The following is a 22431-nucleotide window of genomic DNA, read 5'->3' as shown; positions in this document are numbered from 1 at the left end:
TGGGTCAGCCGACGAGGATGGCGGCGCCGGCCGGGTGGCCGTACGCCCAGCCGCGGCGCGACCGCATCTTGAGGATGGACTCGTCCGTGAGGGCGCTGAGGCCGTCGCGGCCGTCGATGAGGACGGATTCGGGGCCGGAGCGGACGCCGAGGAGCATCATGTCGGTGCGCACGAACGCGAGGATCGGGCGTCCGGTCGGCGATGTGGTCGCGGTCGGCGAGGTGCGGGCACCCAGCGACCAGCGGATTTCCACCCCGAAGATCGTGTCCGGGGTCCCGGCGAGACCCTGCACGAAGATCGGGTTCCCCTGGCTGTCCTTGACGCCGCGCAGGTACTTGCGGAACGACGGGTGCGCGATGGCGACGAGGGTGGTCGGGTCGAAGTACTCGCCGGTCTCCACATCACCGAGCGCGGCGGAGTACTCGTCGTACTGGGCGTTGCCGGCGGTCGCGGCGATAGTGATGTTGTCGTTGCCGGTGTAGCCGAGGTTGTTGTCGGTGGTCGCCAGCAGGTAGTACAGGCTGGTGAACGGCACGCCAGTGCCCGGGGCCGCGGTGACGGCAAGGCACGAGTTGTCGAGGATCTTCGCGTACGAGGTGCCCCAGTCGACCATCTTCGTGGCGATCACGTTGGCGACCGAGTCGTCGATGTCCTCCTCGGCGATGCGAACCGCCTGCCCGAACTTCTTGACGGTGAGGACGACTTCGTCGTTGAGGCTGGCATCCTCGCCGTAGGTCCCACCCTTGTCGACGACACCCACGCCCATGCCCGCCGATCGGGGAACGTGCCGGGTGTCGGTGGACATGGCCGTACGGGAGGCGAGAGCCTCGACCACGGAGACCTGGTTGATGCGCTGGATGACCTGGGAGTCCCACTCCTCGGGGATCCATGCCTCAAGGGTGTTGCGTGCCACGGTGCCCTCCTGGGCGGTGATGGGGCGGAGCGGTTGAGTGGCTCGGGCCCCATCACGGGCGCCTCGGGCAGTACGTTCGGGCCTGGCCGATCACCGGACGGGCACGTGATCACGCTAGGTGTGTGGGTCAGTTGCCTCGCAAACGCGCCGCGTGCTGGTCCCAACTGCTCTTCGGCTTGCCGACCGACACCGGCTTCTGGGCACCGGTGGGGCGGGCGCGGGGCTTGGCAGGCTCGGGCCGGGAGAACAGTTCCGCGTACTCCTCCTTCAGCCGGTCGATCTCGGAGTCGAGGCCGATGACGTCGCCGTCGTCGTCGACGGACAGGGCGTCCAGGTCGAGGAGCTTCAGGAGCCGGGCCGGGGATCCGGCAACGCCGGCCTCCGCGAGCGCGGCGCGGGCGGCCTGGTTGATGATGCGCGGCTTCCAGCGTTCCTCAACGGCCTCGGCGGCCTCGCGGATGGCGCGCTCGTGGTCGCCCTCGTTCTCCCGGTCCCTGACCTCGCGGGCCTTGAGGGCGAGACGGTGGCGCTTCGCTTCCTCGTTCGCCTTCTTCAGGGCGGCGACGGTGCGGGCGTGCTCGGCCTGCAGCCGCTCCAGCTCCGGGTCTTTGGACTCGGTGGCGGGCGGCTTGGGCTTCGGCTTCTCCTCCGCCGTCTCGTCGACGTCGTCGTCCTCGATCTCGTCGGCGTCCGTCTCGTCGTCCTCGGTGTCGTCGTCGACCTCGATGTCCGTGCCGTCGTCGTCCTCGGCGCCGCCGGCGAGGTTGTAGATCGGGCGGCCGTCGGCGCGGTAGCCGAGGAGCGTCCACGGGGGCAGGCTGATGCGGGTGCTGGAGGGTCCGATCACCGGAGCGTCCACAGGGTGTCTCCCATCACGGGGGTGTCGTGTACTGGCCGTGACCGTAGCCGCGGCCCGGCAGGGGCTTGCGATCATCGGCGGGCGAAGCGGCCCTCGGCAACAGCCCGGCGGGCACGGGCTGCTACCCGCGGGGGCAGGGGCCGGCCGGACTTGAGGAGGTCACGGGCCGCACGGACACGGGCCGGCCCGGACTCGGACGGCAGGGACCATCCGCGGGCGACGGACCGGTCGGCCTGGCGCTGCAGGAGCGCGGGCATCCGGTCACCCCACTCCTCGGACCAGGGGATCGCGCGGCACCGGCAGTGCGGGTGAAGCGGCGGCCCGTCGATGGGGGCGGCGTCGGGCTGGCGCTGCTGGGGGTCGTACGACAGACCGCCCGGGAACGGCTGGCCATGCTCGGCAACCGTGCCCGAGTAGGCGGCGCACCTCACGCATGCGTCCGGCTCGGCGACCCACAGCAGCCCGAGGCCGAGGGCTTCCGCGACCTTGGTCGAGCCGGAGTTGACGCCCCGGTTGAGGAGCCAGCCGATCGCGGACTGGATATGGGAGACGGCCCGGCGCGCCGTCTTGAGGACGGCGAGGAGACGAGGGAACGCCGTCGGCTTCAGGCCGAGGAGCCGGTCCGCGAGCTCCAGGTAGTGGGCGACGGGCCGGCTGATCCGCTCTGCTTCCTCCAGGAGTTCACGGGAGGCCTCGATGTGCCCAGCTGCCTGCTGGCCGAGCCCTTCGAGGGTCTGGCGTGCCTGGTCGGCGCCGAGGCGGACGGCTTCCGGGAGGGCGGCAAGGACGGCACGTCGGGCGCGCGGGGCCAGGTCGAGGAGGGCGTCGTGGATGCGCTCTTGGACGACGGAGAGGATCCGGTCCAGCGCCGGGCCCTGCCCGGGTGCGTGGACGGACCCGAACTCGCGGATCCAGTCCGTCAGCGCGCTGGCGAGCGCGTCCGCGAGGAGGTCCTCGGCGCGGCCGGTGGCGGTGCGGATCGCCTCCTGCTCCATGCGGCGGGCGGAGTCGATGTGGACGTCCTGGATGAGGTCAGCCAGGTCGGAGAACCTAGTCACCGGCCGGGCCCGGATCCGGCGCGACGGTCGGCCTTCCGGTGATGGCGTCGACAACCGGGCCGATCAGCGCCTGCACCTGCGCCTCGTCGATCGCGCCCAACGTCACTGCCGCGCCCAGCTTCTGCACGGTGTCGGCGAGGCTTGACAGGTCGGCGAGGCGGCGGGTGAGTTCGGCGGCGTCGTCGGTGGGGGACTCCAGCCACACTGTCACCTGGTCGTCGCTGTAGCCGGCCTCCAGGAGGAGCTGGCGGTGCGGCACGCCGAGGTCCGACTTGATGCGGGCGGTCTCCCAGCTGTCCTTGTCGTCGACGGTCTCGGCGGCGTGCCAGCGCACGTCGACGACGGGGTCCTCGTGGTCGAGGAGGTGCAGGGCGAATCCTTGGGAGTCCTGCCAGATGTCGGTGGCGCCTTCCTGCCGGTCTCGGATCTTGTCGACGAACGGGGCGTCCTGTGCGCGGATCGACTGTCCGGACGGCTGGTCGCCGGACGGGTCGAAAAGGTGCAGCGGGGTCACGGTGAGCGTCGCGATGGAGCGAATGTTGAATTCGATCGGGTCGTAGAACACGGACGGCTGCGCCGCGTCGAACTGGCCTACCTGCCGGAACCCGCGGAGCGTCCACACCTCACCCGGGCCCGACTTGAGCGACGAGTCGTCCCCGCTGTCCGACGGGCCAGCGGCCGGGTCGGCCGGGAACATGTCGTCGTCGAAGTCGCTGGGGTCGAGGTCGCCGGTGTCGGTGTTCGCAGCCTCGGTGAGCGCGTACCGCTGGGGGAATCCCTGGTAGTCGACCGTGCCCATGTGAGTGGCGTCGAGCTTGTTGATCGTGTCCTGGGCGCCATAGCCGCGGCGGTGCTCCGGCACGCCGTACGGCTCGGCGTTGCGGAAGTGAAAGACGGGGATCTCCCCGTAGTCGTGAGAGATGATCCACGCGTCGCTGTCCGGCTCGACTACCCCACCGCCTTCATCGACGATCGCGTCCGGCAGCCAGGGCTCCCAGTCGCCCTGCGTGGTGCCGGGCGAGTCCACCTTGGTGGTCCACCGCTCGACCCGGTCGTCGTAGTAGAGCTCGGCCCGGTGGACCTGGTGGTCGATGCCGACTGCCTCGCACCACCGCTTGACGGCGTAGGCCTTCTCGCGGGGGTTCTCGGTGCTGTACATCATGCGGACGGTGAGCGGGTCGTTGGCGTACTGGTCGACGCCGATGACGTTGCCTTTGTCGTCTTCGTGGGGGAGGACGATCAGGTAGGCGTCGCCGTATTCGGCCTGCCAGCGGTGGATCTTGATGGCTTCGCGGCGCATCCGGTTGCTGTCCCAGACCTTCTGCAGTGCTTCGGCCTGCTCGGGGTTGGGGCTGGTGACGGCGGCGAGCTTCATGCGGTCGACGACGGCGTCGACGACCATGGCGATGTACGGCTTGCCGTGGTCGGTGCCAGTGCGGGCGATCGCGCGGCGGACACGGGTGGAGGCGAACACTTCGGGGACTTCGTCGTCGTAGTAGGCGGCGGCCTCAACGTACGCAGGCCGGGCCTCACGCAGCGCCTCCAGGCCCATCCACAGGTCGTCGCTAGCGGTCACCACGCCTCCTCAGGTCGCGATCACCGTAGGAGGAAGGTGCTTGCAGCTTGGAAACGGCAACATGCTTGCCGGCGCTACCGGGCGTAGGTGTGGCTGGTCGCGGACGGCACCGGCCGCTTCGCCTGGTCGAGGAATCTCGTCAGCGCCGATCCCGCAGCATCAACAAGATCGTCATGAGGGGCGCGCGGGAAGCCCACCATCTGCTCCTCCAGGTCCCGCAGTGCACGGGCGTGGAGGACACGGCCGCGCTGGTAGTGGTTGAGGGCCCGGGCCGCGCGCGTGGTCTTGTGCTCGCTCTGACTGACGGTCTTCACCTTCACCGGCATGTGGTGGAAGATCGCCCCCCACGTGTCGTGGCCCTGGTTCACCTCCAGGAGGATCAGCCCGACCTCCGGGTACTCGTCGAGCAGCGCCAGCACCCGCTCCCGCAACTTCGCGCCGGGCGGGATCCGAACCTGGACTGCCGCATGGACGGTGCAGCGGCGGGTCTCCGCTGACCAGGACACGACCGCGAGGCCGGTGTAGTCGCTGGTGGCCTTCGCCGTGACCGCCGGGTCGATGGAGAGGACCATGTGCGTGATCGGGTCGGGCCCGTCGGTACCGGGGTAGCGGAAGTCGTCGCTGCACCAGTAGTCGCCGTCGGCGCCCATCGGGTCGTTGGCGTAGTTCTTGGCGAACGACCGGGTGTGCTCGATCTTCTTCAGGTAGGTGAGCGGCCACTTCGCGGGCCACATGGACCGCTCGGTGCCGTCGTCCCTGCGGATGATCGGACGGCTGTGGTGGGTGACGAAGCCCTCGTCGGCGATCCACTCGGCGGTCTCGATGCCCTGGCCGTGCTTGACGAGCTGGTGGACGATGCTGCCCGGCATCGTCACGGTGCCGACGAGGACGACGCGCGCGTAGACGTTGAGTGGCAGGACGGCGTCTCGCAGGGTGACGAGCCGCTTGCGGGCCTGGTCGGGGGAGTACGAGGACTCGTCCGGTTCGACGTCGTCCAGCAGTAGGAGGTCGGGTCGGTGGTTGCGGACTTTGAGGCCGAGGGAGCTGGAGTCCATGCCGCGGGCGGCGAAAGCGAACCCCGACTCGGCGATGTACATGCGCTGGGTGTCGGCGACGTTGCCGCCGTTCGGGCGTTTCGCGGGGTTGCACAGCTCCGGGTAGTCGGTGCGCAGGATCTCGTTGTGGTCGATCTCCTGCTTGAACGTCGACAGGTGCGCCTCGGCCTGCGCTGCGCTGGCGCTGAATGCCGCCGTGAACTTCACCCAGCCGTGCGCCGCGGCCCACATCGGCAGGATCAGGAACCACCACGTGCTCTTGCCGGTCTCTCGCGGGGCCACGTACGCGTCCCGCTGCTCCGCCGGCATCACCGGCTTGCGCACCCACCTGCGTGCGGCACGGCACCAGTCCAGGTGCGCGTCGCCGAACGTCACCCGCCCTTCGGAGTCCCGCAGGTGGTGACGCAGGTACACGATTCCGAACAGCATCGGATCGAGCCGGGTGAACGTCCTACGCCCGTCCGGGTCGTCGAGCAGGCGGGCGTCCGGGACGGCTCGGGCCAGGTACCGGTGCAGGTCGAAGTCCTCGCCGGACTGCCCGGCGAGGTAGGAGTCGACGACGCCGGCGGCGAGGTCCGTCACGAGTTACTCCCCGGCGGCGCCGAACATGTCGTCCGCCATGTCGATGTCGTACTCCTCGACCATCACCTCGGCGCGCAGGAGTACGGTGCCGATCGGGATGCGGGCCTCACAGTCGGCGAGCGTGACGGCCGGCCCTCCGACGACCTGCCAGCCCTGGAGCTCGACGCGGGCGACGAGATGCTCACCCAAGGCAGCGACGTAGCCAGGGTCCTCGGCGAGCCAGGACGGCACCAGCGAGTCGAACGCGTAGCAGGTCGCAGCCATCAGCCCTGACCTCGCAGCTGCGCCTCCTCGGCGGCGACGCGCGCCTTGGCCTCGGCGATCATCTCGTGGAGCTCCAGGTCGACATCCGTCGGCGCCTGCGTCACAGTCACCTCCGCGCGGATCGGCGCGTACAGGCCCTGCACCTTCGCGATTTCCTTGCACACCATCACGGCGACCTCGATCGCCCGCGGCTCACCGCGCTCGACCCTGTCCGCTAGCCGGGAGAGGTAGTACTCCAGGCGGTCGACGTGCTGCTCCAGCCACAGGTCGCACATCTCCTGCTCTGCTTCCTTGGCGGCGCGCCGGGCCCGCGTGAAGTCCTTGCGGGCGTGTTCGGCGCTGCTGTAGCCGTAGCTGGGGTCGGCGGCGATCTGTTCGAAGCTCAGGCCGTCGATCCTGGCTCGGATCATGCGGGCGCGGCGCTGGGAGATCTCCACCTTCTCGTACCGGTTCGGTGACGTCACGGCTCCTCCTTGGGTCTCGGGGATGATCGCCTGAGGAGGGGCTGGGCCTGCGAACGGTCAGCGCTTGCGGGTGCTGCGCCGCGCCGGCAGCGTGCGGTAGCCGGTGGTGGTCCCTGCTGCACGCTTGCGGGCTCCCGCCCACCGGCGCGCGAAGGGCTGCTTGGTGGCGAACATCCATCGCCACTGAGCCTGCGAGCGGACCTTGCCCTGCTTCCTGGTCACCGCCGCCTCCTCAGGTGATGTCGAAGGGGGCGGTTGCGAGGACTGGCAGCTCCGGGGTGGCCTCCACACGGACCCAGGCCCGGTACCGTCCGGGCACGGGCGTGACCGAGCCGCCCGCGGGGCCGACGAGGAGCTTCGCGACGGTGCCGGTGCCGCCGCTGTCGGTGTCCCACGCGGCGGTGTGCCAGTCGCCGGTGTCGGGCTCGTGGCCCACGGACACGATGGCCATGTCGACGCCGTAGCTGGTGGGGGTGCCGCGGTCCCAGGTGACGCCGACCTCGTAGTACTCCGTGCTCAGCGCGTCCACGGGGGTTGTCCTTCCGGTGCAGGCCCACGGGGTGGTGGTGCCGTGGACGGTCCAGGGGGTGGTGGGTGTGCCGGTGAGCCGCAGGCCGTGGGTGGTCTGCTGGGAGGGCTGGGTGGCGGGGATCGCGGTCTCGATGCTGGTGGCGGGGGCGAGGTGGATGGTCTTCAGTCGGCCTGGGGTGAAGGCGGTAGCGGTCTCGACGGCTGGGTTGATGGCCCGGGCGTGGGTGCGGCCGGGGGCGAGGGCCGTGTCGACAGCGGCGGCGGTACCGAGGGCGATGGTCTTGGCAGCGGCGGGGGCGAGGGCGGTGCCGGTGTCGACGGCGGGGGAGAGGAGCCGGGCCTTCGCACGCCCCGGGGCCTGGACGGCGATCGTCTCTTGCGCGGAGGCGAGCGGGATGGCTCGGACCGCGGTGACGGACTGGACCTGCTCGATCTCCATGGCGGGGCTGGTCATGCGGGTCTTGGCCTTGCCGACGGCCTGGGCACTGGCGGTCTCGGCAGCGGGGGAAGGCGTCAGGGTCTTGGCCCGGCCAGCGGTCTGGGCAGTCTCGGACTCCAGCGCGGTGCCGGCAGTCAGGCGCTTGACCCGGCCGACAGGCTGCGCGGTCGCAGTCTCGGTGGCGGTGCCGAGGGCAATGCTCTGACCGGTCGTGTTGTTGACGTTGTCGATCTCAGCGTTATCCGCGGTGCCGCTGGTGCGCTGCGCCTCCAGGTAGAGGATCAGGCTGCCCTGGCGCATCCACTGGGTGGGGGTGGAGATGGTGCGGCGGGTGGTCCAGGTGCTGCCGTCGGGGCTGGTGTCCATGGTGATGGAGCCGCCCGTTTCGGCGAACCGCCACCAGGCGTGGTCCGTGGCGTTGTAGGTGAGGTTGGTCGGGGAGCCGTCGGAGCCGCCGACGTTGTTGCGCAGCTGCAGGTTGCTGGTCGCCGGGGTGTACAGGAACTCCAAGTTGGTGGTCTGCACGGTCGGGCCGGCGGACAGGTAGGCGGCGAAGAACGCGCCGGAGCCTCCGCCGGTGGCGGGCAGGGTGGGGACCTGGAACTTGACGGCGGTGCCCTGGATTTCGTACGCCGTGGCGGTGTACATGGACTCCAGGGTGGTGGTGCAGGGGATGCGGGCCCGGCCGCCGGTCGCACTGATGTTGGTGCTCTTGGTCCACTTCGAGTCGACGCTGCTGGTGAACGCGTCGACGAGCGTGCCGAACGCCGCCGTGTACAGGCCGTCCGCGCCGGAGAACTCGATCCAGCCCGGGTTCGTCGTGACCGCGGTGTCGCCGGAGCCGAGGTCGGTGGTGCCGCTCGACCCGTAGTTGATCGTGGCGTTGTACGTCGTGGACAGGCTGGTGGCGCGGTAGCCGATCTCCACGACGATCCGGTCCCCCACCTGCACGGCAACGGAGTTGACGGCCTGGGCGAGGACCTGGGTGCCGGTCGCGGTGGTCGTGAACTCGCTGCTGCCGATGTAGTCCGCCAGGAGGGTGCCGCGTGGGGTGTCGCTGTCGCCGGACGTCACGTACATGTGCAGGTGCCAGACGCCGTTGAGGTCGACGTTGGACTCGCGGGCGCCGATCGTCCACGACACTGTGCCTGAGATCGTGCCGGCCTTCACGGCTCCTGCGGAGATGGAGCGATGCAGCAGCACGTCCCGGTCCGCCGCGGTGGAGCCCGCGTTGATGCTGGACGTGCCGGCAGACCCGGCCGGCTTGCGGCCGAGGAGCTGCACGTCCTCCCCCGACGCGACGTCCCACGCCCCGCGCCGGGTCGTGGGCGTGTAGGGCGCGGCCGAGTTGGTCAGCCAGAACCGGGTCGCCATCAGCCACCCCCTCCCTCAGTGGTGGCGGTCAGGCTGCCGAGGTGGCGCGGTAGAAGTCGCTGATCGTTGCGGTGATGTCGCTGCCGTCCGGAGTGACGGCGAAGTCCAGCTTGACGAGCGGGATGAGGTCCGAGTCGCTGCCGCCGGTGGTGTCGGGGTCGTAGCAGATCACCAGCGCGGACACAGCGTTGCCGGTCGCGGCAGTCCAGGTGATGTCCGCGCAGTCGACGGCGACACGGTCGTTGGTGTCGTCGACGGTGACGGTGACCGAGGCGAGAGCCTTACGGGTCATGGTGGTCTGCTCGTTGGACGCGCCGGCGAGAAGGGCTGCGAGGTCGTCGTAGTCGCGCATGGTGGCGTCCGAGACGATGCCGGACGTTTCGATGGGGACGGCGACCAGGCCGTCGTTGGCAGCGGGGAGGCTGGCGTAGTAGGCGACTCGGCCGAGGGCTACGTTGAAGACGATGTTGGCCACGGGGATCCTCCGGGGGACGCGCGGGGGTGCTGGTCGGGTGGAGGGTCCCGGGGTGGTGCGGGTCTATCGGAGCATGGGCGTGGGCCGGTCCTGGAAACGACGAAGCCCTGCCCGGTCAGGGGCGGGGCTTCGGAGACCGGCACGGTCGGTCAGGCGTCGGGCGCCCACTCGGGCCGGTAATCGGGGTGCGACACGTAGACCGAAGCCAGGTAGCGGAGAGCCACGTGCAGCCCATGGAGCTCACCAGCGGGTGCGTGCCTGTTCTTGCCGTAGAAGGTGGCGGCCGTCTCGTATTCCACGAGGATCTGCCGCTTCGCCGCAACCTCGGCGCGCACCCGCGCCGGGTCGTGGCGGGCGATATGCCGGGCAGCGCAGAAGTCAGTTGTCTCGGCTACCAGTTCGTTGTCGCCCATCACGAAGATGCTGGGCGCGTCGGACTTCGTCCATGTCGTCGCCATGGGGTCGCATGCGATCTGCTCGTCTTCGTCCAGTCGGGCGTTCAAGAACGCCACCAGGCTGTCGCTCACAGGCCCAGCGCTCCGTACGGGTAGTCGAACGGCCGGAGCGCCTCGTTGAGCGCCTCGCGCAGGGTGGGCGGCGACAGGGTGGCGGTGATCTCCGGGCGGAGTTCCTTGACGATGGCCTCACCGAGTGACCGCAACAGGTCCGCCTTCATGGACTCCTGGTACTGCTCGTCCTGGCTCCACGGTTCGGCGTCGGCGAAGGCCTGCGCAGCGAGTCGCTTGCCGTTGATCTCGACGACGGTACTGATGGCCACCTTGCCGGGTGGCGGCGTGTATTCGTTGAGGGCCATGGCTCATCCTCCCGTAGGAGTGCCCGCCCCGGCGCGAACCGGGGCGGGCACTGCGACTACTTCGCCCAGGGCCAGTCCGCGTTGCGGCCCGCATCGAGCAGCGGGATCAGTGCGAACGCCGAGTCCGTCAGACCCCCCAGCGTGTGCCGGTTGCCCGAACCCGAGCGCATCGCGCCCGCCTTGTAGCCGGCCATGTTCCACATGTACACGGGGACGTGCGCCGGGATCAGGTCGTCGATCGCGGTCTCCCGAACGCCTCCATACAGGTACATGTTGGACGGCAGGTAGCCGGCACGGGTCTGCTCGTCCGTCACGATGACGACCCGGTCATGGCCGCGGAAGTGCTTAGCCACTGCCGACGGGATGTCGGTGCCGCCGATCTGGGTGAACGCCTCCATGAGCCGCAGCACGCTACTGCCACGCGGCACCGCAACCTCGCGGCTCTCGCCGCCGAACTCGACCAGCGTCGCATCCGCTGCACGTATCGCGAGCGCGGAACCGAAGAGAGCAGCCTGCTCGGCCAGGGTGATGTCGGACGCGTTCGAGGTGGAGTAGCTCCAGCCGGGGAACATCGAGGGCGACCGGTCGACGAGGATCAGCGTTCGTCCAGACAGGGCCGGCACCTGGGAGAGGGACGCGGAGAGGGCCTTCTCCAGGGCGTGGCCCCACCGCAACGACTGGACGTGCTTGTGCGCCGCCCAGAACCGGAACGGGAACTGGCGGGACTTCGCGACCTGCGCGGGGTCGGCGATCCGGGCCGCGACCTGCTCCGCGACCTTGTCACTGACGCCAGCCTCGTCGAAGTTCCGAAGGTTCCGCAGCAGCGCCGCGTAGCCCATCGACGGGATGATCGCTTCCCAGGCGGCGGCGTCCATCGGACCCTGCAGCCACCCGGCGAGGCGCTCCCACGTGAACCCGGCGCCGGCCAGGCCCCCGGGGGAGGTGACGAGAGTCGGGTCGAGAACGTAGGCGCGGCGCTGCTCCACGGGCAGGTTCGCAAGGGTACGAGCGGCCTGGAGGACGGGCAGCGAGTCCGGGATCGGGTTGTCGCGGTTGTGACGCCGGTCGATGGCGTGCTTGAACAGGTCGCCCTGCCACGATGCCTTCGGGCTCGGGTGGGTGAGCTCGATGACGTCGGCGAACCGGTAGCCCTTGGAGACGGTGTCGTACTTGAGCATGGTGCGCTCGGTGTACAGCCGGCCGATGGCGTCCTCGATGCCGCGCTTGACGGGCTTCGGCACGTTGCGGCCGAAGCGGGACGTCCAGTAGGCGAGGAGTTCACCGGGCTCGTCCGGGCGCTGCAGGACGGAGGCGATGACGGACCGGTTGGTGGAGGTGCGGTACGCGAGGGTATCGCCCTCCCACCGGCCCGCCGGGTCGTGGGTCTCGTGCCGGCGGGGCTCGCGGCTGCCGGCCGCGGCGAGACGGGCGTGGACGTACTCGGCGGCGCCGACCAGGGAGGCGGTGCGCATGTTGCCGTCGGTCCGCAGCCAGTGCAGGAGCGCGGCGGTCCAGTCCGGGTCCTCGACGGCCAGGCGCCGGACGAGCTGCTCGTAGCGGTCGTCGCGCTGCTCGGCGCCCTCGTAGAACGTGTCGGCGCCGACCTTGTTGGAGATCGCGAGGAGGAACAGCTCGGACTTCTCGTCGCGGAGGTGGCCGGTGGCTCCTTCGGCAGTGCGGGTCGTGGCACCGGTGGTGGCCACGGGCGACGTGCCGACCGGCCGGGTGGTGCGGGTGTTGAAGCGGGACATGAAGAAACCCCTCGCTGTGGAGGGGAGGCTTCAGCAGTGGGGTGCCCGAGTTCTGGGTCGGAGACGGCGACAAGGTGTCCTGGGCCGCTAGACGACACCAGCCTTGCGGCTGGCGGCGGGATTCGAACCCGCGTCTCCCCTTTTGCAGAGGAAGTAGCCGTCGCCTGCGCACCGGGCACCCCGGATGCTGTGCCTCCCGAGATCAATGCGGACTGCGGCGTGATTCAACCCAGAGAAGTAGCCGTAGTCCTGCGCACCGGGAGGTGCATGAAGTTGTTGCGCTGATAGTACTCCGAAAGGTGGCTTGTCAGCTCATTTGGAGCAGAGGGCGTGTCAGTCCAGTTCCGGGTCGGGCAGGTAGAACCTCTCGGTCTTGCTGGCCTTGCGGGCGAGAACACCGTGCTGCGCCCACGCGTCGAGGGCGTTCCGGACCGTATCCCGGCTGGAGTACGGCCCGCGCTCGACAAGGTCGTTCTTCGTCGCGTAGCCCTGCTCGGCGCACAGCTGGGTGAACACCTTGTACAGGTCCGGCCATTCGCTGCGGGGGACGCTGGTGCCGTCCGGGTAGACGGGCGGCGGCGGGCCTGCGGGCTTCGCCGGGGCGGGCTTGAACAGGCTGGGCTGCACCCCGCTGCCGACCGGCCGGGTCGCCGCCGGAGCCATGGCGTGGAGGTGCGCCACATCCTGGGCGATGTCCAGGTCAGTCACGTACTCGACCCGAATCCGGGCCGGCAGAACATCGTCTGGCATCTCCGGGCACGCGAGGAAGGCCTCCCCGGGACGGCGAAGCTTCGCCGGGTCCAGGCCGAGTGCCTGGTAGCGCTTGCCGAACACGAACTGTGCGTGGTCGGGTTCAGCGACCCGCGTGGAGATCCGGTTGACGTAGTTTCCGCGGGCGTCGGTCTTCCCGCCGAAGACGGACGATGACGGTTGCTGGGTGGCGGATACGAACTGGATCGCGTTACTCCGGGCGAGGGCCAGGCACGATTCGTAGATGTCGGTGATCTCCCGCTCCATCGGCCCGAGATCCGGGTCCAGCTTGCGCTGTTCGGCCTCGGCCTTGCGGAGTTCCTTGTCCTGTCGAACCAGCTCGGCCAGTTCGTCGGAGACGATGAACCAGGCAGGTCCGTGTACGCCGGGGATGAACTTGCGGATCACTTCGCGGCCGGCGGCCATCTCTCGCTTCGACAGCTCCTCCAGGTGGGCACCGCGACGGTCGCACTCGGCCCGGATGAAGAGGAGCAGGTCGCGCGCCTCTTCGGCAGTGCGGGCCAGCTTGCGCATCTTCGGCTCCCACGGGCCGAGCTCGACCGCGCCGGGCTTCATGTCGATGCCGAACAGTTCGACGTGCCGCTTCTTGAGGAGCTTCTTGATGATGAGGTTGATGATCCCGGACTTGCCCCAGTCGCTGGCGCCGGCGACGAGGGTGTGCCGGTAGAGCATGGTCAGCAGGACGGGCTGCCCGTACTCGTCCCAGCCGATGCGGATGGGGTCCTGGATGTCGTCGGAGTCGTCGTCGGCGTAGGGGATGACCTTGTCCCAGAACGGGCCGCCGGGGACGCGCTCGACGCTCTGGTCGCTGCTGCTGGTGGCGGTGGCGTTCAGCTCGGCACGACCTTGGTCCACCTGCAGGTTGACGGAGGCGTTCGCGTTCGCCGTAGCGCCCGCCTTCCCGGACAGGGCCTTCTGGTCCTTGCGGTACCCGACGAGCCACGGCACGTACACCGCGTACGCCGCGCCGGTGGTGACCGCGGTGGCGGTGAGGGAGACGCCGCCGGGGCCGGCGCCGACTGCAGTGGCGATGTCCGCGAAGACCAGCGTCAGCCCCGCGCCGCCGCGCGCCAGCATCTCGTTCCTCTTCTCCACCCCGACCCCGGTGATGGCCGCCCCGGCGACCGCCAGGCCCGCATAGGCGACAGTCCCCCACACACCGAGCCCGGCGAGGCTCTGCCACCAGCCAAGGCCGGTCACGACGCCGACGGACATGGCGGGGGCGAGCTCAACGCGCCGCCGGACGACGAGGGCACCGGCCCGGGTCGCGAGGTCTACGCACGCGGCGAGGAAGCGCTTCGACAGGGCAGGCTTGGCCTTGACCAGCGGAAACGCCGGTTCGGCGGTGGTTGGCGTCGACGACGACGGACCCGGATCGGGGTCCGATTCGGGGGGTGTCGGCGTCACGGCCGTCGTCGTCGCCATCGTCGGCGCGACCGTTGTCCCGTCCTCGCGCTTCGGGCGGGGCAGGAACTCAAGGATGCGGGCCCCTTCGGCGGGGGGCAGGTACTGGGCCACGAGGGGCTCCTCTCGATGCGGGGGTAGGGTGGTCTGAGTGCTCGCGGCGTCCGCCCAGCCGGGTCCCTGGCTGGGCGTCACCGTCGGGCCGTCAGGTCAGCCGTCCGTCCCTGTGAGCGGGCGGACGTTGTCCGAGCCGAGCGCGGCAAGCTCGGGGTGATCCTTCTCGATCTCCAGCCGGCGGGCGTTGGCGAACTGGCGGGAGTGGGGGAGCTTCGCGGCCTTCAGCTCGGCGATCATCTCGGACTCCAGGGGGCGCTTCCCGAGGGTGTCGTAGAGCGCCATGATGGCGTCCCGTGCAGCGTCTCGGCGCGACGCTCCGGGGCGCCCTGAGGTGGTCTGGCGGGGCGCCTTGGTGGCGCTTCGGTGGCGGGTGACGGGGCGCTTCGGGGGCGTCTCCGTGGCGCCCTGAACGGCGGCGGCGGGGCGCTCTGGTGGCGCCATGGCGGGCGCTTCGGTGGCGGCCTTGGGGCGCTTCGTGAGGTCGACCGTGGCGCCCTGCGGGGCGCTCTCGTGGCGGGCCTGGGTTAGCTCCTGTGGCGCCTTCGTGGCGCTCTCGATGGCGCCCTGGGCGGCTGGCCGGGGCGCCATGATGGCGGACGCCGTGGCGCTTTGGGGGCGCCCCGCGAGGGCGGCCCGTGGCGCTTCGGTGGCGCCTCCGGGGCGGCTGCTGGCAGCGTCTCGTGGCGCCTCGATGGCGGCCGCTTCCTGGGCCTCGTGAAGCGCAACGTTGATCGGCTTCCCAAGCCGGGCGAGCTTGATCGCGAGCCGCTCCTCCTTGGTGGCGCTCTTCCTCCAGCCGCGGCCGTGGCGCACCTTCAGCGTGGTCTGGAAGACCTTCGACTCCTGCTCCATCACGATCACGTCGGTGTACGAGCGGATGTTCCACATGCGCATGCGGCGCCACACGCGGTAGGTCGGCCAGGGGCTGATGATCCAGCGGACCAGCGGGGGGTTCTCGTAGAACGCGCCGCTGCTGATCTTTGCCATCCGGCCGACGGCATGACGGCCGGCCTCGACGATGAGGACGAACAGGATGGGCATGGTGGCGTGCATGCCGACGGAGATCTCGTCGCCCCAGGCGGCGGCGACGTTGAACGCGATCGTGGCGCCGGTGAGTCCCCAGGCGGCGTAGCGCAGGAGGGGGAACGGCATGCGGAAGTAGGTGAGGAGGAGGTCGAGGGCGAGGAGGGTGCTGATGCCGATGTCGACGCCGAGGGGGAAGACGTGGGCGAAGCTGCCGAAGTTCTTCTTGATGGCGAGCTGGACGACGGCCTTGTAGGAGCCGGCGAAGCCGATGCCGGCGATGGCGGTGGCGCCGGCCACGATGGCGGTGATGGTGAGCTTCTGGGGGGTGGTGAGCTCGCTGGTGGGGGTGTCGCCCGGCGGGGTGGTGTTGGCGAGCTCGGTGTTGCTGGGGGTCATGGCCGGGGCTCCTTTCAGGGCTGGCGTGGTGCGGGCGGCTGGGGGGTGATGTGGCGGGCGGTGGTGGTGAGTGCGTGGGTGGTGAGGGTGGTGATCGCGTGGAGGGCGGCGGCGATGGTGAGGAGGGTGCCGGCGGTGATGGCGCGGAGGGTGTCGTGGTGGCCGGCGAGGAGCTGCGCGGGGTCGAGGCGGAGGGTGAGGGCGGCGGTGTAGAGGATCAGGTAGTGGGCGAGGACCGCGGCGAGGACGGCGGTGAGGATGCCGGGTACGAGTTGGGCGGTGAGCGCGGCAAGCGCGAGGCTGCTGACGCTGAGGGCCTGCTGCTCGGCGGGGGTGGCGTGGCGGGCCATGGGGTCACCTGCCGGCGGGGGTGAGCTGGTCGGCGCGGTAGATCACGGGGCCGACGAGGGTGTGGACGAGTCGGCCGTGGAGGCCGGTGACCTCGTAGTCGCCGTCGCGGCGGATCAGGGTGATGGTGCCGGTCTTGCCGTGGTGGCGGTCGCGGGGGTCGGTGATGGTGACGCGGCTGCCGCGGGTGTAGGTGTTCATGGGTGGCCTCCGGTTGGTGCCCCGCCGGGTGGGCGGGGCGGTTTGTCAGTGGCTGTGGTGCTGTGGGCAGTGGTCGCGGAGTTCGGCGAAGGTGTCGGCGTCGGGGGTGGTGATCTGGGTGGTGCAGTCGTCGTGGTCGCAGCGGATGAGCAGCTGAAGGTTGGTCTCGGTCACGGTGGGTTTGGCTAGGAGGTCAGGCCTTGAAGGCGCGGGGTGGGGTGCGGTCGGCGGCCTCGTGGATGCGGTCCATGAGTGGCGGCTCGTCGGGGTTGGCTTTGTCGTGGTCGATGACGGCTTCGAGGATTGCGGTGGTCATGGCCAGGTCGCCGTCGAGGCGGGCGCAGGTGTAGAGGTCGACGATCCGGTCGCCGTCCGGGGTGTCGCGAGCATCCGTCATGGGGGCCTCGCTCCGTGGTTCAGGCTGCGGCAGCTGCGCGCAGCAGGTGGTGGACGTCGGCCTGGCAGGTGGCGGGCTGGTCGTTCCAGGTGTCGACAGGGACCGGTGCACCCTGCCTGCCGAGCGCGTTGCCGATGTAGAGGCGGGCCTGCCAGGCGACGGCCGCCGTTCCGTAGCCGGCGGCGAGGACTCGGAGGTGGGCGCCGAGGACGCACACCCGGCCGTCCTCGTCCCAGAGCTGGCCCTGGGTCCAGCCGTGGACGGTGATGTAGCGGTCCATCAGCTGGAGGTGCTGCGCCGCGGTCACGGGGACTGCGGGGGCCGGGCGGCGGAGGAGCCGGTCCGCGAGGCCGCGGGCGGGTTGGGGGTGCCCGGCCCACCACGGGCCGGCCGCCGGTGTGTTGGCGCGGCCGGAGGTGTGGTGGGCGTCGGCGATCGCGGTACGGAGGTGGGCGCGCCACGCGGGCTGCGGGGCAACGGTGCGCAGGTAGTTCTCGACCTCGGCGACCAGGAGCGGGCCGAGGAGGTCCGGGTCCAGGTCGAGTGTGGTGGTGGCGGTGGGCATCTCGGTCTCCTCTCCTGGCCGGCGAGCGGGTGGTCGGTGGTGCGGTCAGGAACGGTGGCGCCGGCAGCGCTGGACGTTGGCCGCCCCGTAGTCGGGGGAGGTGACGCAGCACAGGCAGGTCTCGCAGACGGCCCCGGCCACGGGCAGGGCCTCGGTGGCGTGGGCGACCCGGGCAGGGTGGCCGCAGCAGGTGAGGGCGTCGTAGTCGGCCGGGGTGAGGGTGGCGCCGTCGGTGAGGGTGGCGAGCTGGGGCATGGCTACTCCTTCGTGGGTCAGCTGGCGAGCCGGATATCGGCGGCGACCTTGGTGATGGCGGTCAGGTACTTCGCGGCGATGTCGAGCACCGCGGACCGGTGGTCGTCATCGATCTCGATGGCGGTACGCAGGAGGGAGGCGGTTTCCTGGAGCTGGTCGGCCTCGTAGTGGAGGACGAGCCTCGGGTGGTGCCTCAGCACGTCGACCGCGTCCTGGACCTGCTCGGCGAACCGCTCGGGGGTGAGGCCGGTGGAGGGCTGCGGGGTGCCGATGAGGTCGGCGGCGAGGTAGGCGACGTCCTCGCCGTAGCGGTCCATCAGGTCCTTGAACGTGGTCACGGGTCAGTCCTCCTCGTTGGCGGGCTCGGCCGGCGGCCGGTAGTGGGGGTGGGTGGTGGGGATGCGGGCGATGCCGGTGTTGGCGGGGTTGTGCGGGTCGCACAGCCAGCCGGCCGCGTACAGGCGGGCGTTGGGGTTGCGGCAGACGCCGCAGGGCTTGGTGTCCATGGCTAGGCCGCGGCGAGGACGAGTTCGACGTACGCAGGGAACTCGGCCTCCAGGCGGCGCTGGAGCTCCTCCTGGTGGCTCGCGTCCAGGTCCTCCAGGCGCTGGTGCTCCTCCCGGTGGGTCCACTGGGGCAGCAGGGTGAGCGGGCCGTTCTGCAGCCACAGCGCCCAGGAGGGGCTACCCGTGCTGGAGATCAGCTGGCCGGTGTGCGGGCCCCAGTTGACGCGCTTGTCGAACACGTACGAGCTGTGCGAGGCCTTGCCCGAGGAGGCGAGGAGGGCGTTCGGCAGCAGCGTGTAGTACGCGACGCCCAGCTGCGCCTTGCGGGTCCAGGCGTCGTGCTCGGCGCGGGCGGCGTCCATCGCGCGCTGGGTCGGGGTGCGGTGCAGAGTGGTGGCGGCGGTGCCGGCCTGACGGAGGAACTGGGCGAGGCGCATACTGGTGTCTCCCTGTCTGCTGTGGTGGGCGGTGGAGCACCCCGGGGCGGCCGACTCGTGCTTGGCGGCTGGGCGGCCGCCCCGGGGCGGGTTCAGGCGAACAGCTGCTGGTAGCGGTGGCCCTCGCCCTTGCGGTGCTTGATCCCGCTGTAGGTCACGACCTCCGCGGTGAACTTCTCGTTGACCTTCCAGCTGCGGTGGGCGTCCACCGCGTTGGTGGTGAGGATCTGTGCGGCGTCCGGGTCTTCGCGGATGAGCTGCTGCCGGTTGGACTCGATCCGTTGGGCGTCGTCGATCTCGAACGGCTCGGGGCGCATCCGGTCCCGGCGGGCGAAGATCCCCATGTCAGACCTCCTCGATGTGCGGGACGAGACCGGCGTCACGGACGAGCTGCGCCCGCTGCTCCAGATCGCCGAGGTCGTAGATGGTCACCCCTTCGTCCCGGCCCCACGGCGGCAGGTACGGGCTGCCGTCGGGGGTGGTGACGGTGAGAATCCAGTACTTGCGGTCGTGACGGCGCACCCACAGACCGGCAAGGTCGAGGGCGGCAAGCCCGGCGAGCAGCGTGATGGCCCAGGTGCGGTGGCTGCCGGTGATCGGCGCGTCGAAGACCGCCACGGTTCCCATACCGGCGGCGAGCGCGAGCGCCTTGTGCGGGCTGTCCCAGAGGGCGTACAGGGCGCGGCGCATCAGGCGGCGGCCGGGTAGCGGTCGGTCGGGGCGCCGAGCCGGTGCAGCAGGACCGTGGCGAGCGCGTCGACCTGGTGCTCGGCCTCGTCGATCGCGGCGTCACGCTCCGCGGGCGTCGCGTCCGGGCGGAGCCGGCCGAGCGCGATCTGCAGGGCCGCGACGTTGCCGCGGTGCTCCTGGTAGGTGGTGGCCATCAGAGGGTCCTCCAGTCGGGTGCGGTCTCCCAGGTGGCGGTGTAGCCGCCGGCCTGGGCGTTGGCGATCATCTGGTCTCGCTGCTCCACGCTGTAGGCGCTGTAGCCGGTCGCAGCCGGGGAGACGCCCTGCTTGGCGAGGGACTTGCCGAGGGTGTCGAGGTACGGGGTGCCGTCGGGGTTGAAGACCTGGACGATGTAGACGGTGGTGTCGGGCGCGGCCATCAGCGCTCGGCCAGCGGGGTGTCGCGGTTCGCCCGGTACAGGGCGGCCAGCTCGCTGCCGTCGGTGGTCCGGGTGTTGAACCGGTCCGTGACCTGCTTCAGGATCTTCTGACAGGTCGCGTCGTCACCGGCGCGGCGGGCGGCCCGATAGGCGTCGGCGGTCTCGTGGGGCTTCACGGTTGCTCCTTCTTGGGCGGCGGGATCGGGTCGATGGGCTTCCGCGGGCCGGGGATCTTCGGGATCGCCGGCCGGTTGTCCCAGGCGCTCACTTGGGCTGCGGCAGGGGCGGGAGCGGCTGGTGGCCGTAGCCGCCGTTCGCGGAGTGGTCGCCCTTCGGCTCGTCACTGTTGGCGTGCATGGGGGTCTCCTTCGTGGAGTGGATGGTGCGCTGACCGATGTGCGGGGCCCCGAACCAGGGGTTGGGACGGGAGGGGTGCGGGGCGGGCTGGGCGGGATCGAGGCCGGCCCAGGCGGGGTTGTACGGGCCGGGCATCAGGCGGCGTCAATCAAGTCGGTGACGGCCTGGAGCTTGGCGGCGACAACAGCAGCGGGGATTCGGATTGCGCCTCCGCGACCGGGCTGACCGCGCGACCACTGCTTGCCGTGGCGAATGGATTCGAGCTCGCCGTCCTGCACCCACCGATAGACGGTGGGGACGCTGACTCGGAGTAGCTGCGCCACCTCCTTGACGGTGAGGAGGGGCGGGCTTTCAGGCAGCATGCTGAAGCCCTCCTTCCGAGGGGTTCTCGTTGGCTGATGACCTCAACTGTATAGCTGTTCTTGAAAGGTTGCAAGGTTCTCATTCGATTCCCGGCTACCGCCCACGCAACCTGGTGGCTTAACTTGATATGCAGCAAGGTGTTGGAAACTGCAGGCGAGGGGAGGTGCGCGGCCATGGCGAGCGACGGGCTCGACGCTTCGGAGGCGTACCTTCGACCCCCGGCGGATGGGTCGCCCGATCCCTGGACGCGGCAGGCCAAAGCCGCCGGCAGGGTCGGCAGTCAGCAACTGATCTCTGCCGGCATCGTTCCGGCCCCGACCCGTGTCGCTGCGGCACTCGGACTCGCGAGCGGCAAGACAGTGGTTTCGCGCAAGCGGCTTGTGCTACTCGACGGCCAAGCCGTCGAACTGGTGGCCTCGTACTTCCCCGTCGAGATAGCGGGGGGAACGGCGCTTGCGGAGCCTCGCCGGATCAAAGGTGGCGCTGTATCGCTGCTGGCTGATCTGGGCTTCGTCGCGGCCTCTGCAACTGAAGAGGTCGAGGCCCGGCCCGCGTCCAGCGAAGAGCTGAGACTCCTGGATGCATCGGCCGATGACTGGGTTCTCGATGTCTTCAGGGTCGCTGTCGACCAGGTCGGCACTCCATTCGAGGCCACCGAGATGACCATGCTCGCCCGCGGGCGGACCCTCCACTACACCGTCGAGATCGGCTGAACCATGACAGACCAAGATGACCCCACCGCCGCCGAGGAAACCGCTGAGCTGAAGCCCGCGAAGCCGAAGCTCACCTACGAGCCCTGGTCTCAGCACGAGCTGATGGCCAGCTACGTACGGGAGGGCATCCTCAACGGAGACTTCCCTCCTGGGGGCCGGCTGCCCTCAACCAGCGACATGAAAGCGATGTTCGGGGCGGCCCCGCAGACCATCAAGCACGCGAACGAGCTGCTGGCAAAGGAAGGCCTGGCCGAGAGCCGAAGGGGCAGCGGTGTCTACGCTCGCCCGCACCGCCAGCGAACGATGATCCCCGCGGCCTACAAGGCTCCCGCGGCTGAAGGCGAGAAGTACCGCTGGTTGGCCGAAGTCGAGAAGCAGGGCGTCCAAGCGCAGAGTGAGCTTCTCGACGTGTCCCGAGTGGAAGCACCAGCCGATGTGTGCGAGCTGCTCGGCCTCCCCAGGAAGGGGATCGCCCTGGTCCGAGTCCAGGTCCTCAAGATCGACGGAGAGCCAGCTGAGCTGGTGAAGAACTACTATCCGCTTGAGCTTGCGGAGGGCACTGCCCTTGAGGAGCCCAACCGAATTCGCGGGGGCTCTCCCCGCCTGCTGGCCGATCTGGGGTACCCGACGGTTCGATGCGTGGACAAGGTCGCCGCGCGGATGCCGACCCTTGAGCAGTTCAAGGCCCTCGGGATGCCGACCCGTGAGCCGATCTTGAGGACACTGCGCGCGACATACAGCACGGATGATCGCGTGATCGAGGTGAGCGTCATGGCCAAGGCTGGCTACCGGTACGAGCTGCAGTACGAGTTCTAGTATCGGTAGCCTCCACGCGCCTTTCGGTGAGATTCACTGGCCTTGCCGCCGGGCAGCAACCGGAAGCGCTACGGTGGCTGAGCGCCGTTCGCCACGCGGCGCTGGCCAGCCCCGCCGGCCCATGCCAAAACCCGTTGCCACCGGGAGACACTAATGACCGCCCGCCAGCCGTGGACCATCGAGCTGATCGCTGACGCGCTCGGCAACCCCACCCTTGCCAAGCGCTTCATCGGCGAGATCAACAAGGCCCCGGCCCATCTCGTGATGGACACCTTCGCCAAGTGGCAGGGCATCGCGGAGCGCCTTTCCGAAGCGATGGTCAGGGTCGAAGAGGCCCGCGCCGCCCAGGAAGCCGGAGAGCCCATTCCGGGCGAGTGGTTCGACATCACCGAGGAGACGCAGGCGACTGCCTCGCGGCTCCGTTCTCGCGGCGCGGCGTGATCCTGCTGTTCGGGTGACGGCTGTCAACGCGGCACGCTACGCTCACGCTCGGTAG

33 protein-coding genes are annotated in these 22431 nt (G+C 70.0%); 3 read left to right on the top strand and 30 right to left on the bottom strand.

Going from position 1 to position 22431, the window contains the following annotated elements:
- Nucleotides 1-4 precede the first annotated feature (4 nt).
- From ACWGB8_RS01985 to ACWGB8_RS01840, 30 genes are all read right to left on the bottom strand, one after another.
- Nucleotides 5-934 (bottom strand): phage major capsid protein, encoded by a 930-nt coding sequence (locus tag ACWGB8_RS01985; protein WP_452209388.1) that lies wholly within the window; start codon nt 932-934, stop codon nt 5-7.
- A gap of 106 nt (nt 935-1040) precedes the next feature.
- Nucleotides 1041-1760, bottom strand: coding sequence for a phage scaffolding protein (locus tag ACWGB8_RS01980; RefSeq protein WP_452209271.1), 720 nt, complete (start codon nt 1758-1760; stop codon nt 1041-1043).
- A gap of 83 nt (nt 1761-1843) precedes the next feature.
- Complete coding sequence (locus ACWGB8_RS01975; RefSeq protein ID WP_452209269.1) at nt 1844-2830, bottom strand: hypothetical protein; 987 nt, start codon at nt 2828-2830, stop codon at nt 1844-1846.
- Nucleotides 2823-4406, bottom strand: a complete 1584-nt coding sequence (locus ACWGB8_RS01970; protein ID WP_452209267.1) for a phage portal protein — start codon at nt 4404-4406, stop codon at nt 2823-2825. Before ACWGB8_RS01970 ends, ACWGB8_RS01975 begins: the two co-directional genes overlap by 8 nt.
- Before the next feature lie 74 nt (nt 4407-4480).
- Complete coding sequence (locus ACWGB8_RS01965) at nt 4481-6043, bottom strand: hypothetical protein (RefSeq protein ID WP_452209266.1); 1563 nt, start codon at nt 6041-6043, stop codon at nt 4481-4483.
- 3 nt (nt 6044-6046) lie between these two features.
- Nucleotides 6047-6307 (bottom strand): hypothetical protein, encoded by a 261-nt coding sequence (locus ACWGB8_RS01960; protein ID WP_452209264.1) that lies wholly within the window; start codon nt 6305-6307, stop codon nt 6047-6049.
- Nucleotides 6307-6771 (bottom strand): hypothetical protein, encoded by a 465-nt coding sequence (locus tag ACWGB8_RS01955; RefSeq protein WP_452209262.1) that lies wholly within the window; start codon nt 6769-6771, stop codon nt 6307-6309. Before ACWGB8_RS01955 ends, ACWGB8_RS01960 begins: the two co-directional genes overlap by 1 nt.
- A gap of 57 nt (nt 6772-6828) precedes the next feature.
- Entirely contained in the window at nt 6829-6993 is a 165-nt protein-coding gene (locus ACWGB8_RS01950) for a hypothetical protein (RefSeq protein WP_452209260.1), read from the bottom strand.
- A gap of 10 nt (nt 6994-7003) precedes the next feature.
- A complete protein-coding gene (locus ACWGB8_RS01945; RefSeq protein ID WP_452209259.1) occupies nt 7004-9115 on the bottom strand; it encodes a hypothetical protein in 2112 nt (703 codons plus the stop codon).
- Between the two features lie 28 nt (nt 9116-9143).
- Nucleotides 9144-9590 (bottom strand): hypothetical protein, encoded by a 447-nt coding sequence (locus ACWGB8_RS01940; RefSeq protein ID WP_452209257.1) that lies wholly within the window; start codon nt 9588-9590, stop codon nt 9144-9146.
- 149 nt (nt 9591-9739) lie between these two features.
- Nucleotides 9740-10117, bottom strand: a complete 378-nt coding sequence (locus ACWGB8_RS01935; protein WP_452209255.1) for a DUF6221 family protein — start codon at nt 10115-10117, stop codon at nt 9740-9742.
- The gene (locus tag ACWGB8_RS01930) at nt 10114-10404 is read right to left on the bottom strand and encodes a hypothetical protein (protein ID WP_452209254.1); all 291 of its coding nucleotides are present in this window, start codon (nt 10402-10404) and stop codon (nt 10114-10116) included. The genes ACWGB8_RS01935 and ACWGB8_RS01930 overlap by 4 nt, the downstream gene beginning before the upstream one ends.
- 56 nt (nt 10405-10460) lie before the next feature.
- The gene (locus ACWGB8_RS01925) at nt 10461-12155 is read right to left on the bottom strand and encodes a TROVE domain-containing protein (protein ID WP_452209252.1); all 1695 of its coding nucleotides are present in this window, start codon (nt 12153-12155) and stop codon (nt 10461-10463) included.
- Nucleotides 12156-12488: 333 nt separating this feature from the next.
- Nucleotides 12489-14444, bottom strand: a complete 1956-nt coding sequence (locus ACWGB8_RS01920; RefSeq protein ID WP_452209250.1) for a hypothetical protein — start codon at nt 14442-14444, stop codon at nt 12489-12491.
- Between the two features lie 96 nt (nt 14445-14540).
- On the bottom strand, nt 14541-15869 hold the full coding sequence (locus tag ACWGB8_RS01915; protein ID WP_452209248.1) for a DUF2637 domain-containing protein: 1329 nt from the start codon (nt 15867-15869) through the stop codon (nt 14541-14543).
- 14 nt (nt 15870-15883) lie between these two features.
- Nucleotides 15884-16219, bottom strand: coding sequence for a hypothetical protein (locus tag ACWGB8_RS01910; RefSeq protein WP_452209247.1), 336 nt, complete (start codon nt 16217-16219; stop codon nt 15884-15886).
- 4 nt (nt 16220-16223) lie between these two features.
- Nucleotides 16224-16418: a hypothetical protein gene (locus ACWGB8_RS01905; RefSeq protein WP_452209245.1), complete on the bottom strand. Its 195-nt coding sequence runs from the start codon at nt 16416-16418 to the stop codon at nt 16224-16226.
- 45 nt (nt 16419-16463) lie between these two features.
- Nucleotides 16464-16592: a hypothetical protein gene (locus ACWGB8_RS01900; protein WP_452209244.1), complete on the bottom strand. Its 129-nt coding sequence runs from the start codon at nt 16590-16592 to the stop codon at nt 16464-16466.
- A 19-nt stretch (nt 16593-16611) separates the two neighbouring features.
- Nucleotides 16612-16815, bottom strand: a complete 204-nt coding sequence (locus ACWGB8_RS01895) for a hypothetical protein (RefSeq protein ID WP_452209242.1) — start codon at nt 16813-16815, stop codon at nt 16612-16614.
- A 19-nt stretch (nt 16816-16834) separates the two neighbouring features.
- Nucleotides 16835-17380, bottom strand: coding sequence for a DUF6197 family protein (locus ACWGB8_RS01890; RefSeq protein WP_452209240.1), 546 nt, complete (start codon nt 17378-17380; stop codon nt 16835-16837).
- A 45-nt stretch (nt 17381-17425) separates the two neighbouring features.
- Nucleotides 17426-17635, bottom strand: coding sequence for a hypothetical protein (locus ACWGB8_RS01885; protein ID WP_452209238.1), 210 nt, complete (start codon nt 17633-17635; stop codon nt 17426-17428).
- A 17-nt stretch (nt 17636-17652) separates the two neighbouring features.
- The gene (locus ACWGB8_RS01880) at nt 17653-17973 is read right to left on the bottom strand and encodes a hypothetical protein (protein ID WP_452209237.1); all 321 of its coding nucleotides are present in this window, start codon (nt 17971-17973) and stop codon (nt 17653-17655) included.
- A gap of 3 nt (nt 17974-17976) precedes the next feature.
- Nucleotides 17977-18141, bottom strand: coding sequence for a hypothetical protein (locus tag ACWGB8_RS01875; protein ID WP_452209235.1), 165 nt, complete (start codon nt 18139-18141; stop codon nt 17977-17979).
- Nucleotides 18142-18143: 2 nt separating this feature from the next.
- Entirely contained in the window at nt 18144-18578 is a 435-nt protein-coding gene (locus ACWGB8_RS01870; protein WP_452209233.1) for a hypothetical protein, read from the bottom strand.
- Nucleotides 18579-18670: 92 nt separating this feature from the next.
- Nucleotides 18671-18922, bottom strand: coding sequence for a hypothetical protein (locus ACWGB8_RS01865; RefSeq protein WP_452209231.1), 252 nt, complete (start codon nt 18920-18922; stop codon nt 18671-18673).
- Nucleotide 18923: 1 nt separating this feature from the next.
- Entirely contained in the window at nt 18924-19268 is a 345-nt protein-coding gene (locus ACWGB8_RS01860) for a hypothetical protein (protein WP_452209229.1), read from the bottom strand.
- A complete protein-coding gene (locus ACWGB8_RS01855) occupies nt 19268-19462 on the bottom strand; it encodes a hypothetical protein (protein WP_452209227.1) in 195 nt (64 codons plus the stop codon). Before ACWGB8_RS01855 ends, ACWGB8_RS01860 begins: the two co-directional genes overlap by 1 nt.
- Nucleotides 19462-19686: a hypothetical protein gene (locus ACWGB8_RS01850; protein ID WP_452209226.1), complete on the bottom strand. Its 225-nt coding sequence runs from the start codon at nt 19684-19686 to the stop codon at nt 19462-19464. The genes ACWGB8_RS01855 and ACWGB8_RS01850 overlap by 1 nt, the downstream gene beginning before the upstream one ends.
- Nucleotides 19686-19862, bottom strand: coding sequence for a hypothetical protein (locus tag ACWGB8_RS01845; RefSeq protein WP_452209224.1), 177 nt, complete (start codon nt 19860-19862; stop codon nt 19686-19688). Before ACWGB8_RS01845 ends, ACWGB8_RS01850 begins: the two co-directional genes overlap by 1 nt.
- A gap of 315 nt (nt 19863-20177) precedes the next feature.
- Entirely contained in the window at nt 20178-20405 is a 228-nt protein-coding gene (locus tag ACWGB8_RS01840) for a helix-turn-helix domain-containing protein (RefSeq protein ID WP_452209223.1), read from the bottom strand.
- Between the two features lie 174 nt (nt 20406-20579).
- On the opposite strand from ACWGB8_RS01840, the gene ACWGB8_RS01835 reads away from it, so the two are divergent.
- From ACWGB8_RS01835 to ACWGB8_RS01825, 3 genes are all read left to right on the top strand, one after another.
- Entirely contained in the window at nt 20580-21119 is a 540-nt protein-coding gene (locus tag ACWGB8_RS01835) for a GntR family transcriptional regulator (RefSeq protein ID WP_452209221.1), read from the top strand.
- A 3-nt stretch (nt 21120-21122) separates the two neighbouring features.
- Entirely contained in the window at nt 21123-21935 is an 813-nt protein-coding gene (locus ACWGB8_RS01830; protein ID WP_452209220.1) for a GntR family transcriptional regulator, read from the top strand.
- 153 nt (nt 21936-22088) lie between these two features.
- On the top strand, nt 22089-22376 hold the full coding sequence (locus ACWGB8_RS01825; RefSeq protein ID WP_452209218.1) for a hypothetical protein: 288 nt from the start codon (nt 22089-22091) through the stop codon (nt 22374-22376).
- Nucleotides 22377-22431: the final 55 nt, after the last annotated feature.

The organism is Kitasatospora sp. NPDC054939 (assembly GCF_053610105.1).
The sequence above is the reverse complement of the archived record's forward strand: the minus strand, read 5'-3'. Positions and strand labels throughout refer to the sequence as shown.